The sequence below is a fragment of the Methyloceanibacter sp. wino2 genome (genome assembly GCF_003071365.1).
Classification (GTDB): domain Bacteria; phylum Pseudomonadota; class Alphaproteobacteria; order Rhizobiales; family Methyloligellaceae; genus Methyloceanibacter.
This window is the reverse complement of sequence record NZ_CP028960.1, coordinates 532,347-558,398: the sequence shown is the minus strand read 5'-3', so window position 1 is coordinate 558,398 and position 26,052 is coordinate 532,347. Positions and strand designations below refer to the sequence as shown.

Sequence of the window (26,052 nt, the reverse complement as noted above, 5' to 3'; positions counted from 1 at the left end):
GACCAGCCTCGGGGGTCCCTAATCCGCCCACCTGCGCTGTAACGCGTGGGTCGTCGGGTGAGGCGCGCGTTCGCGCGTGCCTGTGCCACTGGAGGTAAGCCGCGCGGCATGGGGCTCTAAAACATCGCTGCGGCCTTGAGGCGAGCTTCGCTCGGTTTTGTTATTGTATGCGAAGCACTGTCCAAAGGCCATGCGGGGCGCCGGAAGGCTGCCCACCAAAACTAAACGGACGGCGGCCGACCAGCGCCCCGCACGTCCCGCTTCGCGGGTTTGAGTTTTGAGACGTAGGGAGTTTGAGGAACCTGGTGCCGGACGGCAGCGGGGGTTTTGGCGCGCCCGCGCTCAAGCAGGCCGCTAGGCTGGTAGGGCAAAAACCAGAGCCTCTTAGAGGTCCCCTTCGGACACCATCAGGGCGGCGTCGTTGGGATCGCGGTGCACATGCAGGTTGAGGCTGTGGGCGAGTTGGAGCATGGGGCCGTTCTCCGAATGGATCGTGCCCCAGATATGCGTGTAGCCCATCTCGCGCGCTGCCTCGAACACGAGCTCGAGTGCCTTGTGGGCAAGGCCGAGGCCTTCGGCTTCCGGGCGGAGCGTCACGGAATATTCGGCCGTTTTGCCGTCCTGGCTGCCGGTGATGCGCGCTCCCCCTAAGATCTCGCCTTCGAGCGGCCCGTCGCCTTCCAGCACGATGCACAGATCGCGCTCGGGGTCGGGCGTGCAGAAGTCGCGCGCCATGTCTTGCGAGAGGTGCGGCAGGTGATGCAGCACGCGGAACCAGCGGCCCCGGTCCGTCATGGCGTCGTAGCAGCGGATGAGCCTTCCTGCGTCCGTCTCGTTGATGGGGCGGGCGAGATGGGGATGGCCGTCCTTGCCGGCGATGGTCACCTTGCGGCGGAGGAGTCGCTCGCGCAGCGGCGAGAAGGGCCGCGCCGAGACAGGTCGCGCCGACGTCAGCGTCGACACCTTGTTGATGGGCGCTGAGGTGGCGGGCGCCTCGTTGACGGCGGGTGTCATGTTGGCCGGCGCCGGGATGGCGCACGCGGGGGCCGTGTCGAGCGCATGGCTCATCCGGATGGCCTGGCCGGTCTGCCCGGCTTGGCCGTCTCGAAGGGCTTGGCTGTTATGGTGGGCTTGGCCCATGAATTCTGCGTCCGGTCTTGTTTCTCGAAAAAGCCTCTTAGAGGCTAGGCCTCTTCGGAGGTCCTTTGGCCGACCTTGACGCTGCTCCCTTGGCTGAGCCGCCGATTCACTCGGCTGTTGTCCTTGGAGATAGGCATAGCTTGGGCAAAAGCCATGGCCGGATGGTGAAGTTTTTGCGGCGCAACAAGCGGCGTTTCGTCTCACGCGCGCAGGGTGTTTCGCGCTCAAGCAGCCGCTAGGCGGTAGGCCGACGACCCCGCGCTCAAGCAGCCGCTAGGCGATAGGGCCCACAAAAACTTGAGCATCGGCCCCGATGCGGACACCTGGATGCGTGATAAGGTCCGCGTCATGACCGATACGTTGATTCATCATCTCAAGGACGCGCCGCCGCCCCCGCTGGGGCCGAGCGACACGGAGGCGTGCGTCTCCGGGCAGATCGCCGATGCGATCATCGCCTCGGGGCTCACAGACCGCCCCATCGGCGACCTGATCCAGACGGTCATGGACCGGCTGACCCAGGCCGGCGTGCCCCTGGCGCGGATGATGGTTGGCTTTCGGATCCTGCACCCGCTGTTCGACGGCATGACCATTGCCTGGACGGCCGAGAACGGTGTGGAGGTCGAGTATTATCAGGCCCTCACGGAGGACAATCCGGATTTCACGCTAAGCCCGTTCTACTGGATGATCAAAGGCCAGGTGCCGGAACTGCAATTGCGGATCGACCGGGACGCGATGGTCGACAAGTTCCCGCTGCTGCAGCGCCTGCGCGAGCAAGGCTTCACTGGCTATTACGCGCGCGTGGTCACGTTCGGGGAAGGGCCGATGCAGGTCGGCACCACGGACGGGCTGGCGCTGTCCTGGTCGACGAAATCACCCGCCGGCTTCTCGGAGCGGGATATCTGCATCATGCAGCAGATCCTGGCGCCGCTGTCCTTGGCCTTGCGGGTGATGATCAAGGATCAGATCGCGCGGAATACGCTCAACGCGTTTCATGGGCCGCTGGTGGGTGAGCGCATCCTGTCCGGCACGGTCAAGCGCGGCGACGGCGAGCGGCTCGCCGCTGCGCTGTGGTACAGCGATTTGCGCAACTCGACGGGGCTTGCCGACCAGCTCTCCGTGGAGGGCTTCCTCGAATTGCTGAACGTCTATTTCGATTGCGCGGCCGGCGCCGTGATCGAGGAGGGCGGTCAGGTGCTCGATATCGTGGGCGACGCGATCCTCGCCTTCTTCCCAGCCGATGCGGCGGGCGAAGAGGCGGCGGCGACGTCCGCCTTGCGGGCGGCGCTCAAGGCGCAGGAGCGGCTGGTCGAGGCCAAGGCGCGCGAGTGCAAATGCGCGGTCGAGATCAATTTCGGCGTCGGCGTCCATTTCGGCGATGTGGTGTTCGGCAACGCGGGCACGCGCGAGCGTCTGAAATTCGGCGTCATCGGCCGCGCCGTGAACGAGGTCGCCCGGACTCAAGATATGTCGAAGCTATTGGGCCAGCCGATCGTGGCGACGGACCAGGTAGTGAGCCGCGCGCGGCCCGACGCGGGCCTCAGGCTGAACGATATGGGTTTGCACGATTTGCGCGGAATTCCGGCAGCCAAGCGTCTGTGGGCCCTGCGGCACAATGCCGATATTGCGCCCGCTAACGCCGGGTAACTGTGGATTTTTTTCTAGAACTGTCACAATTGACGGGTAGAAAATCGCAGATTCGCGCGGATGTTGCGTTGCAACACCCCCACTCTTGCTCTATATCCACAAACGAGAGCAATAGGTCCTTGGAAGGGCCTGCTTGGGATTCATATTAGGAATCTTGGGGCGAACAATTGTTCCTGACCATGTTGAAGACAAAGCTGCACCGGGCCACGGTGACCGGCGCCGACTTGCATTACGAAGGCTCGATCGGGATCGATCGGGACCTGCTTGATGCGTCCGGCATCCTGCCCCATGAGCAGGTGGATGTGCTGAACATCAACACGGGCGCACGCTTCACCACCTACGCCATCGAGGCTCCGCGCGGCTCGTCAGAGATTGCCGTGAACGGTGCTGCGTCCCGTCTCGTGCAGAAGGGCGACAAGGTCATCATCGTCGCCTATTGCCAGCTCCCGGCCGAGGAAGCCCGCAACTATCATCCGAGCGTGGTGCTGCTGGGCGAAGGCAACGAGATCGTCTCGACGTCTTAGAAGCGCGCTACGCGAACACGCCTACAATCCAAACGGAAATGTTTCGTCGGGCCCATGAGGATGGGCTTGAGGCCTTGCGTCGACGGCGTTCGTTTCGGTGAACCAAATCCACGCGTCGAACTGTTTCGATAGTTCCGCCTGGAAGTAGTGCGATAGCAGTTCCGTCTCCGGCCGGTAGATGACGCCGATGGCCCGTTCCAGCATGGGTTCGGCAAGCGCTTCGCGCACGCTGTCCTTTTGTCCCGTTCCGGTCTCCAGGAAGAAAGCCTCGATGCCGGCGTCGCGGGAGCGTCCCTCGTAGGAGTCGTTGCGGGCAGGGCGCACACGCTTGATTTCCATAGGCTCGTCCCAGTTCGAGGCAGCGGCGACCGTGCCGCGATCCGTGCCGAAACCGATAAGCGCGCAGTCCTCGCCAAAGCGCGCGCGCGCCAGCTGGCCGATATTCAGTTCACCGCGTACCTGGCCCATCTCGGTGAACTCCGCATCGCCGATATGGGAGTTGTGGGCCCAAACCACCGCCTTCGCGTCGGGACCGCGGTGCTCCAGAACACGCTCCAGCGTGTCGAACATGTGCTGGTCCCGCAAGTTCCACGACTGCGCCGCGCCGTAATACATGATGCGGTAGTACTGCTCGGCGGCCACGACGATGCGGGCGTTTTGCTCCGCATTGAAAAAGGCGCTGCCGTCGCGGGCTAGATAGCCCAGACGCTTCTTCAATAGATCGACTAGGGCCTGGGTGACGGGCCTCTCGCATATGGCATAGCCCTGCGACAGCGCCATGCGGCCGTAGCGGGCCGGGTCCGAGCGGAACGGCGCCAAGCAGCCGTAACGCTCGCGTGCGATGCGGGCGGTTTCAGGATCGATATTGTCCAGATAGTTGAGAACCGCGCCGATCGAGGTCGCCAGGCTGTAGACGTCTAGCCCGTAGAACCCTGCGCGCTTGTCGGGATCGGCGATGCTCTCGTTGATAGCCTTCAGGCGTTGCAGGAAAGCATTGACCTGACCGTTGCGCCACATCCAGGCCGGGAAGCGGGTGAATGCGCTGGCGGGAGTCTCAGGCCTGGGAAGGCCACGCACGAAAGCGTCGTAGACCGCAGCGTCCGGCCAGTCGGCTTCCACGGCAACAACATTGAACCCATGTTTTGCGACGAGCATCTCGGTGATGCGGGCACGCGCTTCGTAGAATTCGGCAGTGCCGTGCGTTGCCTCACCGAGAAGCACGACGCGCCGGTCCGCGAAGCGCTCCGCGAGTGCGGTCAGTTCCGTGAAGTCGCCGAAGGGTTCCGCGGCGCCGGCGATCACGTGGCTGAGGTCGGTGTGGGGAGCCCGTGCCTGCGGCGCGGGCGTCAACAGCCCATTGGCAATGCCAGATGTTTCGGAATCGATTTGGGTTTCCGCCTTGGCTTGGCGTGGGGCCTCCCAGCCTTCTTCGCCGATAAGGGGAACGAAGGTCACGCCGCCATGGTCTTCCTCCTCGAACGTATCCTCTCCGGTACGCCGTACGCGAATAAGGGTCTGGTACACGTCCCGGCCCACCGGGATGACGAGACGTCCGCCAACTGCAAGCTGCCGCTTCAAGGCCTCCGGAACTTTGGGACCGCCCGCCGACACGATAATCGCGTCGAACGGTGCCTCCGGCGGCCAGCCCTTGGTGCCGTCGCCGCAGATGATCTCGACATTGTCGTAGCCGAGCCGGGCCTCCCGCTCGCGCGCCAGATCGGCGAGTTCTTCGTGGCGCTCGATGGCGTAAACGGACGAGGCGATGCGGCCTATCACGGCGGCGGCGTAGCCGGAACCGGCGCCGACCTCGAGGACGGTGTCGCCGGGGCGGATCTCGGCCAACTCGATCATCCGCGCGACGATATAGGGCTGCGAAATGGTCTGCCCCGCCGCGATCGGCAGGGCCGAGTCCTCATAAGCGAACTCGGAAAGGGGCTGTGACACGAAGACTTCGCGCGGCACCTGCGCCATGGCGGCAAGCACATCGGCGTCGCTGATCCCGCGGGCCTCGAGATGGCGCATGACCATCAAGGCCCTGTCGTGTGCGTGCGGGTCTTCGGTATGCGGGTCTTGGGCATGGATGCCGTCCACGCCCGGGGAGTTTCCGGGAGATGACATCATGGTCGAAGACTACACGATGCCGCGAAGGCCGACCTTGATTCTGATCAGGGGACGGCGCGTTTCGGGGTGTCGTCAGAAACCGCCCGAGACGCACCGTTTTCCCGTATTCCGGGTAAGTTCTACCTAAGCTCCCATGAGACCTGGACTTTCGCTTCGACCGACATCGTGCCGCCCTCCACGGGAACCTGCTTTGCTTCGGCCATCATCGGGGCCGCGGCCGCCATGGCGCGATAGGGGCGGGGCGTATAATCGCCGCTTTCGGTGATCTTGATGACGGGGCCGAGCTCCACGCCGGCCGCTTCCGCGTAGAGCTTCGCGTTGTCGATCGCGTTGGTCATGGCAAGCCTGCGCGCCTCGTCCTTCATTTTCTCCGGTTCGGCAATCCCGAAACTGATCGAGTTGATCTCATTGGCGCCCGCCTGCACCACCTTGTCCAGGACGTCGCCGAGCTTGTCGATGTCGCGCACGGTGATGTTGACGTTGTTGCTGACCCGGTAGCCGGTGATGAACGCGGCCTGCTCGTCCTTTTTGCGTTCGTAGACCGGCGAGACGTTGAAGTCCGTCGTTTGGATGTCCTTCGCCTTGAGGCCAGCCTCCTTGAGCGTGCTGACCACCTTGGTCATTGCGTCGGTGTTCTTCGACAGCGCGTCCTGCGCGGTCTGCCCTTCGGAGGTTACGCCTGTGGAGATGCTCGCCATGTCCGGTGCGGCCTTTACGGTGCCGGAGGCTGAGAGGGTGATGGTCCGCTTGGCTCCGGCTGCGGAAGCCGAGAGAGGAAGCGCGGCGGCGAGCACGGCGATCGCTGGGACAAGCATACGAAGTGGGCGGGCAAAGGTCATGGGGAGGCTCCAGGTCTTTCGAGGTGGTCCTTGAGTTTGGGACACATAAGGAATCTGTTATGAGGCGGAATTGTGAGGCTGGGCAGAACGCTCTAAAAGGCCAGCCTCTGCCGCGCACGACTCGTTACGCGCGGCGTGTGACATTCGGATCATCATCCGTCATTCGCACATCGGGGGCCCGTAGCTCAATTGGTTAGAGCCGGCGGCTCATAACCGTCTGGTTGCTGGTTCGAGTCCAGCCGGGCCCACCACCCTTGGAGCGTTCAACGATACAGGCACGTGGACGCGCGTTCACAAACTCGGGTATGTCGGCTTTCGCATCATCCGGCGGGGGAGGTGCTTCTTTGCAAAAGGAATCAGAACGCCGGCCATCAGGATGAGACCGCAACCCGCCAGAAGCCCGTCGATAATCCAAGCCACCGGATCGGCCATGCCTTCGCCGCGGAAGTTCGCGACATGGGCCACGGCGACGGCGCAAAGGGTCAGCCCCGTCAAAAGCCGCAAGATCCGGGCGCAGGCCGACTCGCCGGGGGCGAAGTAGCCGATGACGAGCGCAAGCCCGAAACACACGAGATAGCTCGTGAGGGCGAAATTAGACGCGGCGGCAAGTACGACCAGGGCCGCGGCGGCCAGCGCGAAGGGCTGGCTCCATGCGAGCGCGGCCCAGATCCGCTCCCAGAACGGCTCGGGATTTCCTTTTTCGCGCTTCCGGTGAAGCCAGATGGTCACGCCGGTGTGCGTGACGATCGTCAGCGCCAGTCCAAGCAAGCCGTAGGCGATCTTGACGAGCGTGCCGCCGAACCACCCGAAATGGATCGGGTGAAGCGCACCGAGAATCTGCTGGCCCACGGAGCCTCGTTCGAGGCCGCCGTCGCCCACGAGTTCACCGGACCCGTCGAAATAGTAGGGATTCGCCGTCGACAGATGTCCGGGCGTCTGCATGGAGAGGTGGGTCATCTGCCCGGCGGTCCCGGCATGTTCGACGTGCACGCTTCTGAACTCCGCGTCGGGGTGCTCCTTCCTAACCTGCGCGATCATGGCGTCGAGATTGGGCAACGGCGCTAGCTTGTGATCCTTGCCCGCTTGCGGACCGATGAGCACTGCGAATGCCTTCTCGGAGTCGCCTTCATACGCCGCCAGCGCCAGCACGCCGATGACCAGGACGGACAAGCCCAGAAGGGCGCCGGTCAGCGAAACGGCGATGTGAAACGGCAGTCCCCAAACACCGAGCCTGTTATGCAAATCGGCATCCTGCAGCCTTCGTGACCCGCCCAAGCGAAACGAGAAGGCGTCGCGAAAGATCCGTGGATGCGACAGCACGCCAGAGATCAGCGAGGAGAGCAGGGCGACGCCGGTCAGTCCGACAATGAACAGGCCGTAGGTTTGTGGCAGATGCAGATGGATGTGCAGCTTGGCGAGAAACTCCGACCAAGGCGCATGAGCTTTTTCGACGATCTGACCTTGTTCGTTGGCGAGCCATTCGCCCTCGGCGCTGCTCTCATGATCATGGAAACTGACGCCAAGATGAGGCGTTCGCGATCCGTCCCAGGCGATGAAGAGGTCGGGGACCTTCGAGCCCATCTTCGCACGGCCAAAGGCCGCGCGCATGGCGGCTTGGAGTGCGGCCGGTGCGGGTTCCGCGGCGACCAGCGGGGCATTGGGCTGCTCCCAGCGCTTGAACTCGAGCACGAACACGGCAAGCGTTCCCGACAGGCAAACGATGTAGATGAGCGCCGCAAAGGCGAGGCCGAGCGCGGAGTGGCCGGCCAGCATGGCGCGGACGAAGTCCGGCGAGAGCCAGTTCTTCTTTCGGGGTGTGCGGATTGAGCTCGGTGTGTCGGTCATGAAAGGAGGCTCGGAAGGAAGGCGATCCCGTAGCCCGCAACACAGATGGCGAAGAGGATGGCAGTTGCCCGCAGGAGCTTCGAGTCGGCCAGCGTCCAAGCCATGCCCGCGCCCCACAGCACCGGGACCATGATGCCGCCGATGACCATCTTGTCCGTTGCGGGCATTGGCATGGCGACGGCGAATGCGACGCCGACACCGATCGACGCGGCGCCGGCAAGCACGATGGCCAACAGGCTCTTGGCGATCGCCCGCGTCCAATTGGTGTTGCGCTGCTCGGGTTCCGCCGGCTTGTCGCGTCCATTGGAGCGCCTTGCACGGAACTGAACCGTCGCGCCGACGCCAAGCAGTGCCACCAGCGAGAAGACGATCAGGGCGAAGGCGGTTCCACGTTCGCCCCCCAACGCGTCCACGAAGATGGCGAAGCTTGCAGCGATCGCAAGCCAGCCCGTCGCGACGACGGCCGTCATGCCGCTACGTCGTTTTGCAAGCCAAGCCCACCTCAGGAGTGCGATGCCCGTGGCGAGCAGGCCAATGGCCACCGCGATCAGGCCCAAATCCGAACTCCATCACACATATGTCGCCTTCTTTCCCAGCAATCTCATGCAGCGGTGCCCACCCGCCGCCGCATGGGGGGCAGGTGAGCACCGGAACCTCAGTCGCAAGCGCGGATCAGTATCTGTATGTCGCGCTGCCGATAATCGTGCGTGCTTGGCCAATGCCGCAGGTGAGGCTGAACGCGCCGCACGACACGAGATACTCCGTGTCCGCGATGTTCTGTCCCGTGACGGCCAGTCGCCAGTGATCGGTCTCGTAGCCGATCGAAGCATCGAACAGCGTGACGTCAGGCGTGGTGACTGTGTACTGCAGACCGGTCGTCAGGTCCTCGCCCACATCCGTGACTTCGCCGATGTAGCGCACGCCGCCACCGATCGACACGCCTTCGAGAAGGCCCCCGCCGAACGTGTAGATGCCCCAAAGAGACGCAAGGTGCTCAGGCATGTTCGGATCCTCGGTGCCGATCTTGTAGCCGAGCGGATCGGGATAGTCGGTGAATTCGGAGTTCGTGTAGGTGTAGGACGCGATCACCTTGAGCTCGGGCGTGAGATTGCCGATCGCCTCGAACTCGAAGCCCCTGATCCGCCGCGCGGCGCCGATCAAAGTCTCGAAGAGCGTGTCCGGCGACACGGTGAGATTCTCTTCTTCAATCTCGTAAGCGGCGAGGTTCACGGCGAATTGCGATCCGCGCGGCTGGATCTTCAGGCCGACCTCGATCTGATTGCCTTCGCGTGGTGTCGCACCCCGGCCGTTTGTTCTGACATAGAGCGTGTCGGAAACGATCACGCCCGGCTGAGGCGTAAAGGACTGCGACCAGGACACGTAGGGTGCGAAGCCGGCGTCGAACTCGTACATGAGCGCAGCCCGGCCCGAGACTGCTTGCTCGTGATCGTCGGGCGATCCTTCAAACCCGATATTGACCCAGTCCTGCCGAATACCGGCAATGCCGATCCAGTTTCCAAGACGCATCTGATCCTGAAGGTAGATGCCCGTCTGGTACTGAGCCTGATTGGGGTTCCGTGTCGGTTTGACATCCTTCGGGCTGACGGGCTGCAGGTTGTCGAGGTTAATTTGATAGCTGGAGCGCTTATGATTGCCCTTGAAGACGTTGTACTTCTTCTGCGTGCCCGGATAGCCGGCGAAGTCGAGTATGTAGTTGCGGTCGATGCCGAGCCCCGCGACATAGTCGTTCGACAGTCCGGACGTAATGCCCGGTGCTTGTGTGAGGGCCTCTGCGAGGACGGAATCCCGATAGCCCGGCGGCAGGAAGGGAAGAAACGGCGCCAGTTCCGCGTCCACGGCTGACGTGATGCCGGCCCTTACTTGCGGCAGGATGAACGAGTACGCCTGATCGTAAGCCAATGCCTCGGCCGCCGGGATGGTCGCCGGATTGACGCCCGACGCGGTCAGAAGATTGTCGATCAGGTTGATGTCGGAGGAGCTCTCTCTGAAGCTCATATAGTCGGCGCCGCCGGTGACTTCGTGCTCGAGCTTCCCGGTGTCAAATTCGCCGGTTAGATACGTGTCCGTGGTGAACACGCGCGTGTCCGTCTCGGACACATACCGGGACCGGGCGAGTTCCGTTTCGTCGGCGTTGAGATACGGGGCGTAGTCGGGGATGACCAGCGGCACACCGAGGAATTCCTCGAACGGTCCGTTGAGGATGTTCAGCCGGGCACTCGTCAATCCTGCCGGGTAGGTGGAATCGTATTGGTTCTTGGTGTGGGTGTAGCGCATGCCCGTGTGGAACTTCAGGCCGCTGTCGAACTTCTTGTCGACCAGGAGCGTGCCGGACTCCTGCTCGCTGTCGTAATAGTCCGTCGGAATGCCGGCAAACGTGCTCTGGGGAATCTTGCGGCCTTGGGCGTTCGGATAGAGCGTTCCCTCCAGAGGAAAGAACTGCGCCGAAGAACCGGTGTCGTCCTGTTGGAAATTACCCAGCAGCAGAACCTCGGTATCCGCATCCGGCCGGTACGCGATCGAGGGCTGAAGCATCCAGCGGTCGTTGTCGACGTAATCGACTTGCGTCTCCGAAAGACGCCCAAGGCCGGTGATGCGATAGTAGAGACCGGCTTCCTTGGAGATCGGTCCGCTGAGGTCGCCTCTAAGCTGCTTGAACTCGAACGACCCGTAGTCGATGCCCGCTTCGGCGAAGGGCTCGAGCGTCGGGCGCTTGGAAATGCCGTTCACAATGCCGCCGACACTGGTGGCGCCGTACAGCATGGCGGACGGGCCGCGCAGAACCTCGATGCGCTCGAGGGCGTAAGGCTCGATCGGAATCGTATTGTAGTAATAGCCGCCGTGGATGCTTTTCGCCAAACCGTCGACGAATAGCGAGCCCTCGGTGCCGCGAATAACGATGTTGTCGTTCCGTGTGTCGACGCCGAAACCGTTGGCGAAAACGCCAGGGGTATAGCGAACGGCTTCGTCGAGGGTCTGGACGCCCTGCTCCTGCATCTGCTCGACACCGATGACGCTGATGGACTGCGGCGTTTCGATGAGGGGCGTGTCGGTTTTCGTGCCTGTTGCGGAGCGCGTCGCCACGTAGCCCTCGACGGGGCTGTACGCCGTCGGCTCGCCTCCGGCGAGGGAGTCTTCAACGCCTTCCGGCGCCGGGACGTTCAAGGGAGCGGGAACGGCCGTCCGAACGGGAGCGACAGGCTGCCGTGGGGCTGGGGTGCGAACGTAGCTGGTGGTGCGGCGTGGTGTAGCCGCCGGGGCCGGGTCGGCCTCAGGAGTGGGCTCGCGCCCTTCGACCACCATGGGGTCGAGTTCGACGCCCGAAGCGGTGTCCGCTTCCTGGACAGCATCGGACTCGGACGCGGTGTCGGCCTGTTCGGTCGAGGAGGAGTCTGACGGTTCCGTTGAAGACTCTGAAATCTCGGCGGACGACTCCGAGACGGTCGGCGAAGCCTCTTGCGCCTTGGCGATGCCTAGACCCGTGCACGCTGTTACGAGAAGCAGCGCAGCCGAGTGAAAGCGAACATAACCGAACAGGCTGCCAGTAATGGCAGCCGTCTTAGCGAAAATCCCCAATTTAACCCCCCAATCACTTCCAAAAGGTCGGGTCTTTGACCCATTAACCTTCCGTTAAGCGTAGACGGAGGGGCGATCAGATCAGTACTGAATTCTCCTCAACAAGTTTGTTGAGAGCTGTTGTGCGACAACTTGTTCAGAGATGCGTTCTTCGAACAGTACTGCAGGGGGACAATGAATCGAAAGCATACCAATTAGTATCGAGGTCTGCTTCAGACCTTCTCAGAGGCTTCGATTCCACGGCTGTGGGGAAAATATTTATCTAAGTATATTTGCTCACAGATACAGCCACAAGGTGTAATGCGGTTAGGGCCATTGGCGCCGCTGGCACGGCATTTATCGAGCCAACGCGGGCGAGAACGAATGCTCGCAGGCCTTCGGTGCTTCGCGCAGGGGTCCACGTTCGCACACGTGCAGCTCAGGGCCGGGTCTTGACAGACCCAGGTCGGTGGGAGAAGAGAGCGGTGCTGGGCGTTGGAGAATATTAGTGCGCTTCTTGAATTTCGGGAGGCGGCCCGCGCTCAGTGCTGCCAGCCTTCTTACGCTTTTCGCGTGGGTTTTCGGAGCAATTCCGAGCCCGCTTACACCCATCGTTGTGCCTGCCGTCTACGCGCAGGCGGCGCTGCAATCCGACGCGCCAGTGCCGGTTTCGCCGCTCGGCGAGACCCCCTTGCAGTCCGAGGAGGCGGCCCCGCCGAACGGCGAGCCCTCTGCTGCGGAGGCTGTCCCGGAGCCCGAGGTCACACCGGAACCAGTCGAGCCTGCTGGCGAAGAGACGGCCGCAAACCAGGGCGACACCCTTCCGCATAATCTGTCCCCCTGGGGCATGTTCATGGCCGCGGACATCGTGGTGAAGGCGGTGATGATCGGTCTGGTCATCGCATCAATCGTCACTTGGACGGTGTTCCTGGCCAAGTCGCTGGAGCTGTCGGCGGCCAGAGGCAAGGCGCGGCGTGCGCTTGGACTCATCGCCAAAGAGAGTTCCCTGGCCGGTTCCGCGCGGCGGCTCGGAAAGGCCCGCGGGGTCGTTCCCGCGTTCGTCGACGCCGCGAGGATGGAACTGAAACTCTCTCAGGGTGGCGCGGACGCGGCCGGAATCAAGGAGCGTGTGGAGTCGCGTCTCGACGGGCTGCGTGTTGCCGCGGTCCGTCAGATGAACGCGGGCACGGGCGTGCTCGCCACGATCGGCTCGACGGCGCCGTTCGTCGGTCTGTTCGGCACGGTCTGGGGCATCATGAACAGCTTCATCGGCATTTCGAAGGCCCAGACGACCAATCTTGCCGTGGTGGCGCCGGGCATCGCCGAGGCCCTTCTGGCGACGGCGCTGGGTCTGGTTGCGGCCATTCCGGCGGTGATCGTCTACAACTACTTCGCCCGCTCAATCGCGGGTTACCGCGCGCTTGTGAGCGACGCCGCGGCAGAGGTCATGCGTCAGCTTTCGCGCGATCTGGATGCCGCACCGAGCGCAGACAAGCCCGAAATCCAGGCGGCGGCGGAGTAGCGCGATGTCGATGAAGTTCAACGACGACGGCGAGGATCTCACGGAGAACGGCGAGATCAACGTCACGCCGTTCATCGACGTGATGCTGGTGCTCCTTATCATCTTCATGGTGGCGGCGCCGCTGTCGACGGTCGACGTTCCCGTAGATCTGCCGGTCTCGACGGCCGCGCCGAAAAAGAAGCCGGACAAGCCGCTCTACCTGACCATCAAATCGGACTTCACGATCGCGGTCGGCAACGACACCCTGGCGCGCGGCGGCATGGCCGCGGCACTCGACAAGGAGACGAATGGGGACCGGAAGCGCCGCGTGTTTCTTCGGGCGGACAAGACCGTGCCTTATAGCGAGCTGATGGAGGTCATGAATCTTCTGCGTGCCGCCGGCTACCTCAAGGTGGCGCTGGTCGGCCTTGAGGGCACGACGGTGAGCGAGGGGCAGCAGCACGTTGACGCTCCATAGCGATGTCTTCAAGGAAGGCGCCCCGAGCTTCCACCGGTGGTGCGAGATCGCGGCGCTGATCCTGGTCCTTCATGTGGGGGGAGGGATCGCGGCAACGGTCACGTGGCCGAAGGAGGTCGAGCCGGACCCTGCCGGTGCGGTGGTGATGGAACTTGCCGCGATGGCGGTCGCGCCGCTCAGGCCCGAGGATCTGGCGATCGGCCCACTTTTGCGGGAGTCGGTGCCGACGCTCCAGCCCATCGACGAAGCCGTGCCTGAAGAGTCCGAGTTTCCCGAGCTCGCGGAGGCGCCGCTGGCGCCGGACCCCGAGGTCGCACTGCCGAAAGCCGAAATGGTGGAGACGGTGCAAGAGGCCGAAACGGTGGACACGCTGCGCGAGGCTCAGCCCGGCATCGAGTTGAACGCGGCCGCGGCGGTGGCCACGGCACCGCCGAAATTGGACGCGGTTCCCGGCGAGACCATCACGGCGCAATCCCTTGGCGCGAATGTCAGATCCAACCCCGCGGAGATCGCGTGGCAGAAGGAAATCCTGTTCCACCTCAACCGGTACAAGCGCTATCCCGCGGCCGCGCGCGCCCGGGGCGTTCAGGGTGTAACCAAGGTCGAATTCAAAATCGACGCCGCGGGCAAGCTCGTCGATGCGCGGATCATTCGCGGATCGGGGTCGGAGCCGTTGGACGAAGAGGCATTGGCCGTGTTGCGCCGGGCGAGCCCGTTTCCGGAGCCGCCGGACCGGCAGCCCGGCGAGCAGGTCCATCTCGTATTGCCGATCGAGTTCCTCATTCGGCGCTGAGCCGACATTCACGGTTGACACCGAGGCGATAGAGATGCGGCACTCGAACCGCTTCCTTTCGGCCCGCTTGAGGAGAAATCTCGGTGCGCAAGCTTGCACTCCACTGGCAGATACTCATCGCCATCGTCCTTGCGGCCGTTGTCGGGTCGATTGTCAAGCAAGTCACGACTGATACTTTCGCGCCGGGGTTCTTCGGAGTCAGCTTCGTTTCGGTGTTCGAGTTTGTCGGCGCGATCTTTCTCAACGCCCTGAAGATGATCATCGTGCCGCTGATCACGTCGTCGATCATCGTCGGCGTTGCCGGGATCGGATCCGGCGGCAATATCGGCGCGCTCGGCATACGTACGTTGCTGTTTTATGCGGTGACGACGCTGGCCGCTATTCTGATCGGTCTCATCACCATCAACATCATGACGCCGGGCTATGTCGACGGCGAACCCGCCGGCGACATTCTGGCGCTCGAGGGGCCACCCGAAGATATCAGCGACAGGATCGAAGGTCGAGGCGTCGGCGACGTCGTGGAATTGTTCAAGCGCCTGGTGCCGCCGAATATCGTCATGGCGGCGGCCGAGGGGCAGATGCTCGGGCTGATCTTCTTTGCCATCCTGTTCGGTTTCTTCATGACGAGGCTCCAGCACGACTATGCCGAGCCCTTGTTCAAGTTCTGGAACGGCGTCTTTCACGTCATGATGCACATGACCGAGTTCATCATGAAGTTCGCGCCGATTGGCGTGTTTGCCCTCATCGCTGCGGTGATCTCTCAAACAGGGTTTGCGGCTGCGAGACCGCTGGCCAATTTCGCGCTGGCGGTTGTCGCAGCGCTCCTTCTGCATTCGCTGATCACGTTGCCGCTGCTCTTGCGGTTCATCGGCCGGGTCAAACCGTTTGCGACGTTGCGGGCGATGTCGCCGGCCTTGCTCACCGCCTTCTCGACATCGTCGTCCTCGGCAACCTTGCCGGTCACCATGGATACGGTCGAAGAGAAGGTCGGGGTCTCGAACCAGGTGTCGAGCTTTGTGTTGCCGCTGGGCGCCACGGTGAACATGAACGGGACGGCGCTTTATGAATGCGCGGCGGCGATGTTCCTGGCTCAGGCCTACGGGCTGGAACTCAGTTTCGGCGTGCAGTTCACGATCGTCACGATCGCGCTTCTGACATCGATCGGCGTTGCCGGTGTGCCGTCAGCGTCGCTGGTTGCGATCGCGATCATTCTCGCCGCCGTCGGTTTGCCGGTGGAAGCTATCGGTGTGCTCATGGTCTTCGACCGGGTGCTCGATATGTGCCGCACCAGTGTGAATGTCTGGGGCGATGCGTGCTGCGCGACCATCATTGCGCGGCTGCGGGGTGAGGAAACCAAGGTCGCGATCGACACCCCCACGAGGACTCGGTCATAGGGGAGCCGGGCCCTCTTTGACAGGCGAGGGTGGCGGAGAAGCTCAGCTTTGCGTGATCTCGGCGCTTAGCATCGGAGGCGCAATTCGGGTCATTTCAGGGCACGCTGCCTTAGTTCGCCCGCGAGGGAACCAACCTCCAAGACCGGCGTTTTTTCGTCCGCCTGCAGCAATCGCAGGTGCGTTCAAACGGAGGAAAAGACCATGAAGTATTTCGTCACCATGCTCGCTCTCGCTACCACGCTTGCCGCCGCTGCACCGGCTTTCGCCGGCCCGGACAACCAGGCCGACTGTGAGGCCGCTGGCGGTACGTGGAACGCCGACAGCAGCTCCTGCACGGAGTAGGTCGTCGCGCGGAGCGGCGGGCCGGACGCGGCCTGCCGCACGCGCCCACGACACCATCAGACAACTGATCAGAAATCGTAACCCAGCAGCTCGATTTCCGGTTGGTACCAATTCGCCACCTGCTCTTGGAGCGCCGGCGTGTAATAGCTGCGGTAACTGCGTTCCGAATCCTTGTTCGGCGTCACGTTGACTTTCGGCACGCTGACTTTCATCTCGACACCGGCTCGGCTGAGCGCCGTGTTCAGATCCTCTTCCAAATTCTCGTAGCGGCCGAGGAAGTCGACGGCCAATGCTCCGTCCAGCATGTAGAGTTCGTGATTGTCCACATAGGCCGTGGGCCGCTGCATGTAACGCTCGAAGCTGGGGCGCGTCTTCTTCGACTTGGTCTTGTAGTTGTACCAGGACACCTGCCGGTCCCATGGATTCCGGTCGAACGCGAACTTGAAGTAGCTGTTCCAGATCTCCTCGCCCACATAGTTTCGGATGCGCCAGGCGGGCATGTGCTCGTAATAGCCGATGGTGGGATGCCAATAACGTTCTGGCCGGCCGAGGAGCTTGCGCCAGAGCGGCCGCTGCGGCTTCAGCGGATGGTCGATCCGGTAGTTTTGCGGACCGAGACCTTTGCGGTCCTTCTCACTCGCCGCGCGATAGGGTGTGATGACGTCGTCCGGCCCGCAGAGCTGCGAGATCGCGGCTTCGATCGCCGTTCCGGCCGTCTTCTTCGTCTTGATGAAGATGAATTTGTGCTTGTGTGAGAGGATCATGGGTCCGTGTGCCGCGAGACGTGCGGGCCGGACCCTAGTCGGTTCCGGGGCGCTTTCGCAAGCCGGATTGGTGCCTACTCGTGGAGCGAGGCGGCGAGTTCCTCGAGGAGCGCGCTGAGGTGAATCTCCGAGATGTGAAGGGCCCTGGCCATCTCGTGCAGCTCTTTGCGTTCTTCGCCGGCGACCCTGTTGTCCGCCAGGAGCACGCGATAGGCGGCGCACAGGATCTCGTCCTTCGTGGTCAGGTCGAGGGAGGGAGCCAGGTCCGCGAGAACGTTGCGGATATCCTCAGCTTCGTTCTGATGGGCCGCGCGCGCGACCGCATCCGCCCCCAGCGCCTTACCGGTGCAGTCCTTGAAGATATCCTGAATGAGGCCAACCTCGCGCGAATCCAGGTGCCCGTCGGCACTCGCCATGGCGACCATGGCTTTCAAGATCACGTCGCAGCTGCCAGTTTTGTCGCTCACGGAGGGCTCCTTTTCTCGCGTCACGGCTCGGCCGCGTAATGGCTGGGCGGATTGTGCTGAAACCCGGCCGGTTTGCCAAGCACGCTTGAAGGGCTTTGAAGAGGCCGCCAGGGTGCGGTATCAACCTGCCGCCGGTCCAGAAGGGTTGCCGCATCGATGTCAGACACAACGCCCCTTCGGGTCATCTTCCTCGCCGATACGCGGCCCGGGCACTACCACATCGCCCAAGGCGTAATTGCGGCCCTGGCGCGGCTGCGGCCGGTCGACGTCACCCGGATTGAGGTGAAACGCAAATGGATCGTCCCGACAAGGTGGCTGCGGGCGCGCATCAACGCCGACAGCTTCTATCCGCCGCGCATGCTGCGCATGGCCTACCGCATCGACGCGGACACGCTCCCCGAAGCCGACCTCGTGGTCTCGGCGGGCGGCGAGACGCATATGCCGAATATTTGCGTCACGCGGTTATTGGAAGTGCCCAACATCTTTTGCGGCTCGCTACTGCGGGGGCTCGAGCCGGACAATTTCAGCTTGATCATCTCGTCCTACGAGCGCGACGAAGGCAGCGACAAGCATCTGGTCGTGCTGAAGCCATCCTCAATCGATCCGGACGAGCTTGGGCGGCCTGCGACCGTGTCCCGCTATGGACTGGAGAACCTGCCAAAGACCCTGGGCTTGCTTGTCGGCGGTCAGGCAGGGGGCTTCCGGTATCGCGACAGCGATTGGGCTGCATTACTCGCCTTTGTCGCGGCGGTGTCGAAGGCCTGGGGCACGCGGTGGCTGATCTCCACCTCCCGGCGCACGCCCGATAGTGTGGCCGACAAGATCGCCGAGATGGCCCGCGACGAGAGCGTGGTGGAAAAGTTCGTCGACTTCCGCACCGCCGGGCCGGGCACCCTACCGCAGATCTTCGCGAAGTCGGACGCCATCGTCTGCACTGAAGATTCCAGCTCCATGATCTCCGAGGCGGTGTCGGCGCGGCTGCCCGTCATTGGCGTGTCGCCGCGTGCTGCCCGCTTCACCGAGGACGAGCAGCTCTACCGGGACTTCCTGATGGGCAAGGGCTGGTCGCGCACGATCCCCATCGCCGAGCTGACGCCGGACCACTTCGCGGAGGTTCTGTCCACGATCGAGCCCTTGCAGGAAAACCCGCTCGATGCCCTGGCGCAGAAGCTGAAAGTCCGGTTGCCGCAGTTATTCTGATCCTGGCCGCCGGAGAAGGCTAGCGCCTGTGGCGCTTGTCGTAGTTGCGGCGCTGACGGCGCCTGTCCTTCTGGATCTCGTTGCCGACCACGCCGCCGACCAACGCCCCTCCAATCACGCCCACCGCGCTGCCGCGTGTAAGCGCGGCGCCGACGCCAATGCCGATCGCGCCGCCGACCAGCGCCCCCTCTTGAGCCATCGCGGGACGAGGAGCGGTCATCGCCAAGGTTGCGATTGCCACACCAGCCAAGAGGGCGAGACCACGCTTGTGAAACTTGGAAACGGTCATGGCTAGTTCCCCTCGCTCTTCTTCGTTTCGTATTCGGTGACTTCGTCGACGTTCAGCGCGCCGTCCTTGTTGGTGTCGGCCGCCTCGAAATCGGCGAGCTTCTCAGCGATGACTTCCTCGAGCGACAGGCTCCCGCTCTTGTCGCTATCGCCGTCGCCGAACTCGGCATCTTTGGCCAGGTCACCCAGTTCCTCAGGCTCAAGCGCGTTGTTGGCGTTCGTATCGAGTTTTTGGAAAACCTCGATGGGCGCGAGCAGATATTCGGTCTTGCTGAGGAGCAAGTCCCCATCCTTGTCGGCCAGAATGAAGTTGACCTCCACGACGGTGTAGTCGGCCTCGGCGCGCCCCGCGGGCAGCGCGAGTAGGCAAAGGGCAAGCAGCCCCAATACGGCATTTTTCAAGCGTTCCTCCCTGGGCTCCGGTCTTCGCTCTGTCGTCGGCCTCTTGGCCGCGTCAGCTGCCGGGAGCTGGCGGAACTATCATCCTGCCCCCGAGCCATTTCAACCCTGTGATGAGGGAAACATGTTTCGACTCGGATAGGCCGCTACGACATTGAGTTCGCGCGCACGACCCGCTAAAGCTGCGGGCAAATTTCCTCTATTCGAGACACACGCCAAGGGACCCCGAATGGCCAACCCGCAATACGTCTACGTCATGACCAAACTCAACAAGACCTATCCCGGCGGGAAGCAGGTCTTGAAGGATGTGACCCTCGCTTTTCTCCCCGGCGCGAAAATCGGCGTGGTGGGCGTGAATGGCGCTGGTAAATCGACGCTCTTGCGGATCATGGCCGGCGACGAGAAGGAGTTCACGGGCGAGGCTTGGGCTGCGGAAGGCGTCCGCGTCGGCTATCTGCCGCAGGAGCCGCAACTCGATCCGGCCAAGGACGTGATGGGCAACGTCATGGAGGGCGTGGCCGAGAAGAAGGCCAAGCTCGACCGCTACAACGAGCTCGCGGTGAACTACTCCGACGAGACGGCCGACGAGATGGCGCAGCTCCAGGACGAGATCGACGCCCAGGATTTGTGGGATCTCGATACCCAGGTCGAACAGGCCATGGATGCGTTGCGCTGCCCGCCCGGCGATGCGGATGTGAGCAAGCTGTCGGGCGGCGAGCGCCGCCGCGTGGCCCTGTGCCGGCTGCTCCTCGCGAAGCCCGATATCCTGCTGCTCGACGAGCCGACGAACCATCTCGATGCGGAGAGCGTTGCGTGGCTCGAACATCACTTGCGCGACTATCCCGGCACGATCGTGATGGTGACCCACGATCGCTACTTCCTGGATAACATCACCGATTGGACACTCGAACTCGATCGGGGGCAGGGCGTTCCCTACAAGGGCAACTACTCGTCCTGGCTCGAGCAGAAGCAGAAGAGGCTGGAGGTCGAGGGCAAGCAGGAAGAGGCCAAACAGCGCACGCTTGCCCGCGAGCTCGACTGGATCCGGGCGAGCCCCAAGGCGCGGCAAGCCAAGTCCAAGGCCCGCATCAAGGCTTATGACGAATTGCTCGCGGAGGCCGGCGCAGACAAAACCACGAAGGCGCAGATCACCATTCCGCCGGGCCCGCGGCTGGGTGACGTCGTGATCGAGGCCGAGGGCCTGGAGAAGGCTTTCGGCGACCGGCTGCTCGTGGACGATCTGTCCTTCAAGCTGCCACCGGGCGGCATCGTGGGCGTGATCGGGCCGAACGGCGCGGGCAAGACCACGCTGTTCCGCATGATCGTGGGCCAGGAGACGCCGGACAACGGCGCGATCCGTGTGGGCGATACCGTGAAGCTCGGCTATGTGGATCAGTCCCGCGACGCGCTCGACGAGAAGAAGTCGGTCTACGAAGAAATTTCCGAAGGCGCCGAAGTGGTGACGCTTGGCAAACGCGAAGTGCCCTCGCGCGCTTATGTGGGCTGGTTCAACTTCAAGGGCGGCGACCAGCAGAAGAAGGTCGGCCAGCTCTCGGGCGGTGAGCGCAACCGCGTCCACCTCGCCAAGATGCTGAAGTCCGGCGCCAACCTGATCCTGCTCGACGAACCGACCAACGATCTCGACGTGGAGACGCTATCGTCCCTTGAAGCGGCATTGGAAGACTTCGCCGGCTGCGCCGTCATCATCAGCCATGATCGCTTCTTCCTCGACCGCATCGCCACCCACATCCTCGCTTTCGAGGGCGACAGCCATGTGGAGTGGTTCGAAGGCAACTTTGAGGATTACGAGGAAGACAAGAAGCGCCGACTCGGCGAGGACTCGATCGTGCCGAAGCGCATCAAGTACAAGAAGTTCGCCCGGACCTGAGTGAGCCCGGGCGTCTTTACGGCCTAGCTCGCGGGCTTGACGAATTTCAGCGTCATGCGATCACTCTCGCCGATCGCCATATATTTCTCGCGATCCTCGTCGCCGAGAGTTAGCGAGGGGGGCAGAGTCCACACGCCCTTGTCGTAGTCTTTCGTGTCCTTCGGATTGGCGTTGATCTCGGATTTCTCAGCGAGTTCGAAGCCCGCCTTCTCGGCAATCGCGATCACGTAGTCTTCGGTCACGTACCCTTTGCCGCCTTTGGGGTCCTGCTCCACGTCGGGATCGCCACGATGCTGGACGACGCCGAGCACGCCGCCGGGCTTCAATGCGTTGAACATGGCGGTGAAGGTCGCATCCTCAGCACCCCTTCTCATGAGACTATGGGTGTTGCGAAAGGTGAGGACGAGATCGGCCGGCTCCGAAAGCTCCATGTCCCCCTCGTTGGTGAGCGTTGTGCGTTTCACTTCTCCATAAAGCTCGGGCGCGTCCTTCATTTTCTGGTCGAAAGCCTCGACCGCTCTCTGACCCGGCGCGTAGGAGGGGTCGCTCGGGCGTTGGGCGGCATAGAACGTGCCGCTGTCCTTGAGGTAGGGCGCGAGAATTTCCGTGTACCAGCCCCGACCTGGGTAAACCTCGACCACCGTCATGTCCGGCTTGAGTCCAAAGAAAGTCAGCGTCTCGTACGGGTGGCGGTATTTGTCACGCGCCTTGTTCTCCGCCGACCGGTGGTCGCCTGCAACAATCTCATTCAGGCGGCTGTCTTGGGCCGGTGTCTCTTCCGCGCGCGCCGCGAACGAAGCGATTGCGAAGAGTCCGAGCATCGGAAGCAGAAGGGTGGAGCGTGTACGCAGTGCGATCATCTAAGTCCTCTTGGCTGGATGGCAGATTCGCAATCAACGTAGCAGCTTATGGCGACACACAAGCCCCTGCGTCCGTTCAAGATTTGTTGAATTGGGGGCTCGCGGGATCAGACCGTGTGGCTGATGGCGGCGTAGTAATCGAGCGCGTAGTCCGCCACCAGCCGCGACTTGTCGCCGGGATTGACGATCGCGCGTGCCGAGATCCAGCGGTCTGTATCCTTGTCGAAGTAATCCGCAAACTTTTTGCCGGTGAAGACGCCATGCTCCATGCCGTAGAACATGATCTTGGCGGCAAGTTCCGGTTCGAGCGCACGGTCGGCGGCCTTGTCCGAAATTGTGAGATCGACACCGAATCTGCGCTGCATTTTTGTGTAGTTGTCCCGGCCCGTGAGCTGCACGAATCCGCGTCCGTGAAACAAGATGCCGTCACCCGGATAGATGTTGCCGAGCTGACGCGCGACGCGCGGGCGGTCTCCCTCGATGTCGTACATGTGGAAGAAGTAGCGGGGCCCGCCATACTCGTTGATGGGCTGGATCGTGGCGCCCGTCTCGTGGTGGGTGGTGCCGAGCGCGTAGGCGAGCCAACGCTCGTCCTTGCGGGCATGGTGCGCCTCCCACGTATCGAGAATGAAGTTCAGGCCCTCGACCTGCTTTTGCCTCATCCTGCCCTTGAACAGCACGCGCCGCGCAAAATCGAAGAAGAACCTGCGATTGATCCCCATAGTGGGCCTCTTTCCGTTGCCGCTGCCCAAAGAGCGCCGAGAAAACCTGACCGCATTTTAGCCCTTTCGCGTGAGCCTGGGGGTTGCGGGCGGATAGGAGAAGATATAAACATATCTTTATGTCAGATGGTCTCCAGCATACCGCTCAATCGCCCGAGGCACCGTCGGCCGTGGCCGGGAAACGCACGGCTGCGCAAGGCCTGGACGAGGGGCAGGGATTGTCCAGCGCGCAAGTGCTTGCGGCACTGCGCGGTGCTGGCGAGGCCACGCGCCTGCGCATTCTAGCGCTGCTGGCGGCGACCGAGCATAACGTGAAGGACCTCACGCAAATTCTGGTGCAGAGCCAGCCCCGTATCAGCCGGCATTTGAAGCTCATGGCCGAGGCCGGGATCATCACCCGCTTCCGCGAAGGCTCGTGGGTGTTCTTCCGCATCGCCGATACGGGCCCTGAAGGCGCGTTGGCGCGAGCCATCGTTGACAGTCTCGATCCGTCGGACCTGACGCTGGCGCGCGACCGGGCGCGGGCGGAGGCGGTTCAGAAGGCGCGGGCCGAGGCCGCACAGGACTATTTCAAAGCCCATGCCGCCGAATGGGACTCGATCCGGGCGCTGCACGTGGCCGAGAGCCAGGTCGAAAAGGCGATGGAGCAGGCGCTGGGCCCCGGGCCCTTCGAGCTACTGGTCGACCTCGGCACGGGCACGGGCCGCATCCTGGAGCTGTTCGGTCCCCGCGCGGATAAGGCGCTCGGGTTCGACCTGAACCACGACATGCTGGCCTATGCGCGGGCGAAGCTGGAGCGCGAGGGGCTTGGCCAGGCACAGGTGCGCCACGGCGACCTTTACAACATTCCGCTGCCCGATGGCGCGGCCGACGCGGTCGTCGTTCATCAGGTGTTGCACTTTCTCGACGATCCGGCGGCCGCCGTTGCGGAAGCCGCGCGTCTGCTCGCGCCCGGCGGTAGGTTGCTCGTGGTCGATTTCGCACCGCACGAGCTCGAGTTCCTGCGGGAGCAATCGGCACATCGACGGTTGGGATTTGGCCGCGCGCAGCTCGGCCGCATGATGGAGACAACGGGGCTCAAGCTTGTGAGCTTCCAGGATCTGAACCCGCTTGGTTCCGCGTCGCGGGACAAGGCGTCTCCGGAAGGCAAGTTGACGGTCTCTCTGTGGCTCGGCGAAAAGCCGGCCGCGACGGGCAAGACAAGAAGACGGAATGGCAAGGTGGAGGTCGCCGCATAATGTCCGGAACTGAAGACACGCAAGGCCAGCAACCGCCGAAGCGCCGGTTTCTCGGTCGCGGCGACATTGAGGTTTCGTTCGAGTTCTTCCCGCCGAAGAACCCGGCGATGGAGGAGACGCTCTGGCGTGCGATCAGGCGGCTGGAGCCGTTGCGCCCCAAATACGTCTCTGTGACCTACGGGGCCGGGGGGTCGACGCGCGAGCGCACGCACGCCACCGTGGCGCGCCTCTTGAGCGAAACGACACTCATTCCGGCGGCGCATCTCACGTGCGTGAACGCGACCAAGGAAGAGGTCGACGACATCATTCGTGAGTATTGGGATCTTGGGGTTCGCAACCTCGTGGCCTTGCGCGGCGACCCGCCGGAAGGCGTCGGCGAACGCTATGTTCCGACTCCGGGCGGCTATGAAAACGCTGCGGCGCTGGTTGCCGGCATCAAGAACATTGCTCCTTTCACGACTTCGGTGGCGTGCTACCCGGAGAAGCATCCGGAGTCGCCGTCGGTCGAAGCTGACATCGACATGCTGAAAGCCAAAGTCGATGCCGGTGCGGATGGAGCCATCACGCAGTTCTTCTTCGATAATGAAGTTTATTTCCGCTATCTCGACAGGGTGCGGGCCGCGGGCATCGACATCCCGATCATTCCGGGCCTCATCCCGATCAACAATTTCAAGCAAGCTGCCAGTTTCGCGAAGAGATCCGGCGCGAGCGTCCCCGACTGGCTGGAGCGGCGCTTCGAAGGGTTGGAGGACGATGCGGAAACGCGCCATCTCGTGGCCGCCGCGGTTGCGGCTGAGCAGGTACTTGGCCTCGTCGACCAGGGCATCACCTCGTTTCACTTCTATACGCTGAACCGGGCCGATCTCGTCTACGCGATCTGCCATCTGCTTGGCTTGCGGCCGGCCAAGGCGTTCGCGCATAAGGCGGACGAGAGTTCGGAGCCGACAAAGATCGCAAAGGTGGCGTCATGACCCGCGAAGAACGTATCAAGCGTCTCTACGAGGCCGTCAAAGAACGTATCCTCATTTTGGATGGCGCCATGGGCACCATGATTCAGCGCCACAAGCTGGACGAGGACGGCTATCGGGGCGAGCGCTTCAAGGATTTCGACCGCGATCTGAAAGGCAATAACGACCTCCTGGTCCTCACCCAGCCGGACATCATCCGCGACATCCATAGTGCTTACTTGGAAGCGGGCGCGGATATCATCGGGACGAACACGTTCAATGCGCAGGCCATCAGCCAGGCCGATTACGGCCTGGAAGACCTGAGCTACGAGATGAACGTCGCGGCCGCAAAGCTCGCCCGCCAAGCGGCCGATGAGTGGGAGGCCAAGACACCGGACCGGCCGCGTTACGTTGCCGGCGCCATGGGCCCGACCAACCGCACCGCCTCCATTTCGCCCGACGTCAACAATCCGGGCTTCCGCAATGTGAGCTTCGACGAACTGGTTGACGCCTACTCGACGCAGGTGCGCGGACTGATCGAAGGCGGCGTTGATCTGATCCTGATTGAGACCGTATTCGATACGTTGAACGCGAAGGCCGCGGGCTTCGCGGTCGAGGAGGTGTTCGACGAGATGGGCGTGCATTTGCCCATCATGATTTCGGGGACGATCACGGACCTGTCCGGGCGCAACCTGTCCGGCCAGACGCCGGAAGCGTTCTGGTACTCCATGCGCCATTTGCGGCCGTTCTCCATCGGCTTCAATTGCTCGTTCGGTGCCGAGCAGTTGCGCCCGTCCGTGGACGAGATCTCGAACGTGACCGACACCTATGTCAGCATCTATCCCAATGCGGGCCTCCCCAACGAGATGGGCGCGTATGACGAGACCCCCGCACACATGGCGGGGCTACTGGAGGATTGGGCCAAGAACGGGCTGATCAATATCGTCGGCGGCTGCTGCGGCACGACGCCCGAGCACATCCGGGCGATCGCGGAAGCGGTGGCGCCGTACAAGCCGCGCGTCATTCCTAACGTGGAGCATGCGCTCCGCCTCTCCGGCCTTGAGCCGTTCGTGCACGGGTGAGCG

General features: G+C 62.9%; 23 protein-coding genes, 1 tRNA gene and 1 pseudogene. 13 read left to right on the top strand and 12 right to left on the bottom strand.

Annotated elements, in window-relative coordinates:
- Positions 1 to 384 precede the first annotated feature (384 nt).
- Entirely contained in the window at positions 385 to 1,140 is a 756-nt protein-coding gene (locus DCY11_RS02570) for a GNAT family N-acetyltransferase (protein WP_108681124.1), read from the bottom strand.
- Positions 1,141 to 1,467: 327 nt separating this feature from the next.
- Between DCY11_RS02570 and DCY11_RS02565 the strand changes: the two genes are divergently transcribed.
- Both DCY11_RS02565 and panD read left to right on the top strand, forming a co-directional pair.
- The gene (locus tag DCY11_RS02565) at positions 1,468 to 2,784 is read left to right on the top strand and encodes an adenylate/guanylate cyclase domain-containing protein (protein ID WP_108681123.1); all 1,317 of its coding nucleotides are present in this window, start codon (positions 1,468 to 1,470) and stop codon (positions 2,782 to 2,784) included.
- A 179-nt stretch (positions 2,785 to 2,963) separates the two neighbouring features.
- Complete coding sequence (gene panD / locus DCY11_RS02560; protein ID WP_371515024.1) at positions 2,964 to 3,308, top strand: aspartate 1-decarboxylase; 345 nt, start codon at positions 2,964 to 2,966, stop codon at positions 3,306 to 3,308.
- 21 nt (positions 3,309 to 3,329) lie between these two features.
- Here the strand turns inward: panD and DCY11_RS02555 are convergent, their stop codons facing one another.
- Positions 3,330 to 5,336: a protein-L-isoaspartate(D-aspartate) O-methyltransferase gene (locus tag DCY11_RS02555; protein WP_108683638.1), complete on the bottom strand. Its 2,007-nt coding sequence runs from the start codon at positions 5,334 to 5,336 to the stop codon at positions 3,330 to 3,332.
- A gap of 212 nt (positions 5,337 to 5,548) precedes the next feature.
- Positions 5,549 to 6,268 carry an SIMPL domain-containing protein gene (locus DCY11_RS02550; RefSeq protein WP_108681122.1) on the bottom strand — a complete coding sequence of 240 codons (720 nt, stop codon included), beginning with the start codon at positions 6,266 to 6,268 and terminating at the stop codon, positions 5,549 to 5,551.
- A gap of 174 nt (positions 6,269 to 6,442) precedes the next feature.
- Between DCY11_RS02550 and DCY11_RS02545 the strand changes: the two genes are divergently transcribed.
- Positions 6,443 to 6,519: transfer RNA gene (locus DCY11_RS02545), tRNA-Ile, on the top strand.
- Between the two features lie 40 nt (positions 6,520 to 6,559).
- Here DCY11_RS02545 and DCY11_RS02540 read toward each other — a convergent pair.
- The 3 genes from DCY11_RS02540 to DCY11_RS02530 form a co-directional block, all read right to left on the bottom strand.
- The gene (locus DCY11_RS02540) at positions 6,560 to 8,113 is read right to left on the bottom strand and encodes a PepSY domain-containing protein (RefSeq protein ID WP_108681121.1); all 1,554 of its coding nucleotides are present in this window, start codon (positions 8,111 to 8,113) and stop codon (positions 6,560 to 6,562) included.
- Positions 8,110 to 8,670 carry a hypothetical protein gene (locus DCY11_RS02535; protein ID WP_108681120.1) on the bottom strand — a complete coding sequence of 187 codons (561 nt, stop codon included), beginning with the start codon at positions 8,668 to 8,670 and terminating at the stop codon, positions 8,110 to 8,112. Before DCY11_RS02535 ends, DCY11_RS02540 begins: the two co-directional genes overlap by 4 nt.
- Positions 8,671 to 8,785: 115 nt before the next feature.
- A complete protein-coding gene (locus tag DCY11_RS02530; protein WP_108681119.1) occupies positions 8,786 to 11,707 on the bottom strand; it encodes a TonB-dependent receptor domain-containing protein in 2,922 nt (973 codons plus the stop codon).
- Positions 11,708 to 12,194: 487 nt separating this feature from the next.
- On the opposite strand from DCY11_RS02530, the gene exbB reads away from it, so the two are divergent.
- The 5 genes from exbB to DCY11_RS15385 all read left to right on the top strand — a co-directional run bounded on the left by exbB (position 12,195) and on the right by DCY11_RS15385 (position 16,194).
- The gene (gene exbB, locus DCY11_RS02525) at positions 12,195 to 13,208 is read left to right on the top strand and encodes a tonB-system energizer ExbB (protein WP_245409430.1); all 1,014 of its coding nucleotides are present in this window, start codon (positions 12,195 to 12,197) and stop codon (positions 13,206 to 13,208) included.
- 4 nt (positions 13,209 to 13,212) lie between these two features.
- On the top strand, positions 13,213 to 13,665 hold the full coding sequence (gene exbD / locus DCY11_RS02520; RefSeq protein ID WP_108681118.1) for a TonB system transport protein ExbD: 453 nt from the start codon (positions 13,213 to 13,215) through the stop codon (positions 13,663 to 13,665).
- Positions 13,652 to 14,458 carry an energy transducer TonB gene (locus tag DCY11_RS02515; protein WP_108681117.1) on the top strand — a complete coding sequence of 269 codons (807 nt, stop codon included), beginning with the start codon at positions 13,652 to 13,654 and terminating at the stop codon, positions 14,456 to 14,458. The genes exbD and DCY11_RS02515 overlap by 14 nt, the downstream gene beginning before the upstream one ends.
- Before the next feature lie 83 nt (positions 14,459 to 14,541).
- Entirely contained in the window at positions 14,542 to 15,852 is a 1,311-nt protein-coding gene (locus tag DCY11_RS02510) for a dicarboxylate/amino acid:cation symporter (RefSeq protein ID WP_108681116.1), read from the top strand.
- A gap of 201 nt (positions 15,853 to 16,053) precedes the next feature.
- The gene (locus DCY11_RS15385; RefSeq protein WP_158007441.1) at positions 16,054 to 16,194 is read left to right on the top strand and encodes a hypothetical protein; all 141 of its coding nucleotides are present in this window, start codon (positions 16,054 to 16,056) and stop codon (positions 16,192 to 16,194) included.
- 68 nt (positions 16,195 to 16,262) lie between these two features.
- On the opposite strand, the gene DCY11_RS02505 is transcribed toward DCY11_RS15385, so the two are convergent.
- Both DCY11_RS02505 and DCY11_RS02500 read right to left on the bottom strand, forming a co-directional pair.
- A complete protein-coding gene (locus tag DCY11_RS02505; protein WP_108681115.1) occupies positions 16,263 to 16,958 on the bottom strand; it encodes a sulfotransferase family 2 domain-containing protein in 696 nt (231 codons plus the stop codon).
- Between the two features lie 74 nt (positions 16,959 to 17,032).
- A complete protein-coding gene (locus DCY11_RS02500) occupies positions 17,033 to 17,425 on the bottom strand; it encodes a TerB family tellurite resistance protein (RefSeq protein WP_245409429.1) in 393 nt (130 codons plus the stop codon).
- A gap of 156 nt (positions 17,426 to 17,581) precedes the next feature.
- Between DCY11_RS02500 and DCY11_RS02495 the strand changes: the two genes are divergently transcribed.
- Positions 17,582 to 18,625 carry an ELM1/GtrOC1 family putative glycosyltransferase gene (locus DCY11_RS02495; protein WP_108681113.1) on the top strand — a complete coding sequence of 348 codons (1,044 nt, stop codon included), beginning with the start codon at positions 17,582 to 17,584 and terminating at the stop codon, positions 18,623 to 18,625.
- A gap of 19 nt (positions 18,626 to 18,644) precedes the next feature.
- Here DCY11_RS02495 and DCY11_RS02490 read toward each other — a convergent pair whose 3' ends face one another.
- Together DCY11_RS02490 and DCY11_RS02485 are read right to left on the bottom strand one after the other, a co-directional pair.
- The gene (locus tag DCY11_RS02490; RefSeq protein WP_108681112.1) at positions 18,645 to 18,914 is read right to left on the bottom strand and encodes a prenyltransferase; all 270 of its coding nucleotides are present in this window, start codon (positions 18,912 to 18,914) and stop codon (positions 18,645 to 18,647) included.
- A 2-nt stretch (positions 18,915 to 18,916) separates the two neighbouring features.
- The gene (locus tag DCY11_RS02485; RefSeq protein ID WP_108681111.1) at positions 18,917 to 19,315 is read right to left on the bottom strand and encodes a hypothetical protein; all 399 of its coding nucleotides are present in this window, start codon (positions 19,313 to 19,315) and stop codon (positions 18,917 to 18,919) included.
- A gap of 226 nt (positions 19,316 to 19,541) precedes the next feature.
- Between DCY11_RS02485 and ettA the strand changes: the two genes are divergently transcribed.
- Entirely contained in the window at positions 19,542 to 21,200 is a 1,659-nt protein-coding gene (gene ettA, locus DCY11_RS02480; protein WP_108681110.1) for an energy-dependent translational throttle protein EttA, read from the top strand.
- Between the two features lie 23 nt (positions 21,201 to 21,223).
- Here the strand turns inward: ettA and DCY11_RS02475 are convergent, their stop codons facing one another.
- Together DCY11_RS02475 and DCY11_RS02470 are read right to left on the bottom strand one after the other, a co-directional pair.
- Entirely contained in the window at positions 21,224 to 22,060 is an 837-nt protein-coding gene (locus DCY11_RS02475) for a class I SAM-dependent methyltransferase (protein ID WP_208430496.1), read from the bottom strand.
- Positions 22,061 to 22,167: 107 nt separating this feature from the next.
- Positions 22,168 to 22,782, bottom strand: a complete 615-nt coding sequence (locus DCY11_RS02470) for a hypothetical protein (protein ID WP_108681109.1) — start codon at positions 22,780 to 22,782, stop codon at positions 22,168 to 22,170.
- A 119-nt stretch (positions 22,783 to 22,901) separates the two neighbouring features.
- Here DCY11_RS02470 and DCY11_RS02465 point away from each other — a divergent pair, with 119 nt between their 5' ends.
- The 3 genes and pseudogenes from DCY11_RS02465 to DCY11_RS02455 form a co-directional block, all read left to right on the top strand.
- Positions 22,902 to 24,020, top strand: a complete 1,119-nt coding sequence (locus tag DCY11_RS02465) for a metalloregulator ArsR/SmtB family transcription factor (RefSeq protein ID WP_108681108.1) — start codon at positions 22,902 to 22,904, stop codon at positions 24,018 to 24,020.
- Entirely contained in the window at positions 24,020 to 24,991 is a 972-nt protein-coding gene (metF, locus tag DCY11_RS02460) for a methylenetetrahydrofolate reductase [NAD(P)H] (protein WP_108681107.1), read from the top strand. Before DCY11_RS02465 ends, metF begins: the two co-directional genes overlap by 1 nt.
- Positions 24,988 to 26,042, top strand: a pseudogene (locus DCY11_RS02455) (homocysteine S-methyltransferase family protein); the annotation flags it as partial. The gene metF and the pseudogene DCY11_RS02455, both read left to right, overlap by 4 nt.
- Positions 26,043 to 26,052: the final 10 nt, after the last annotated feature.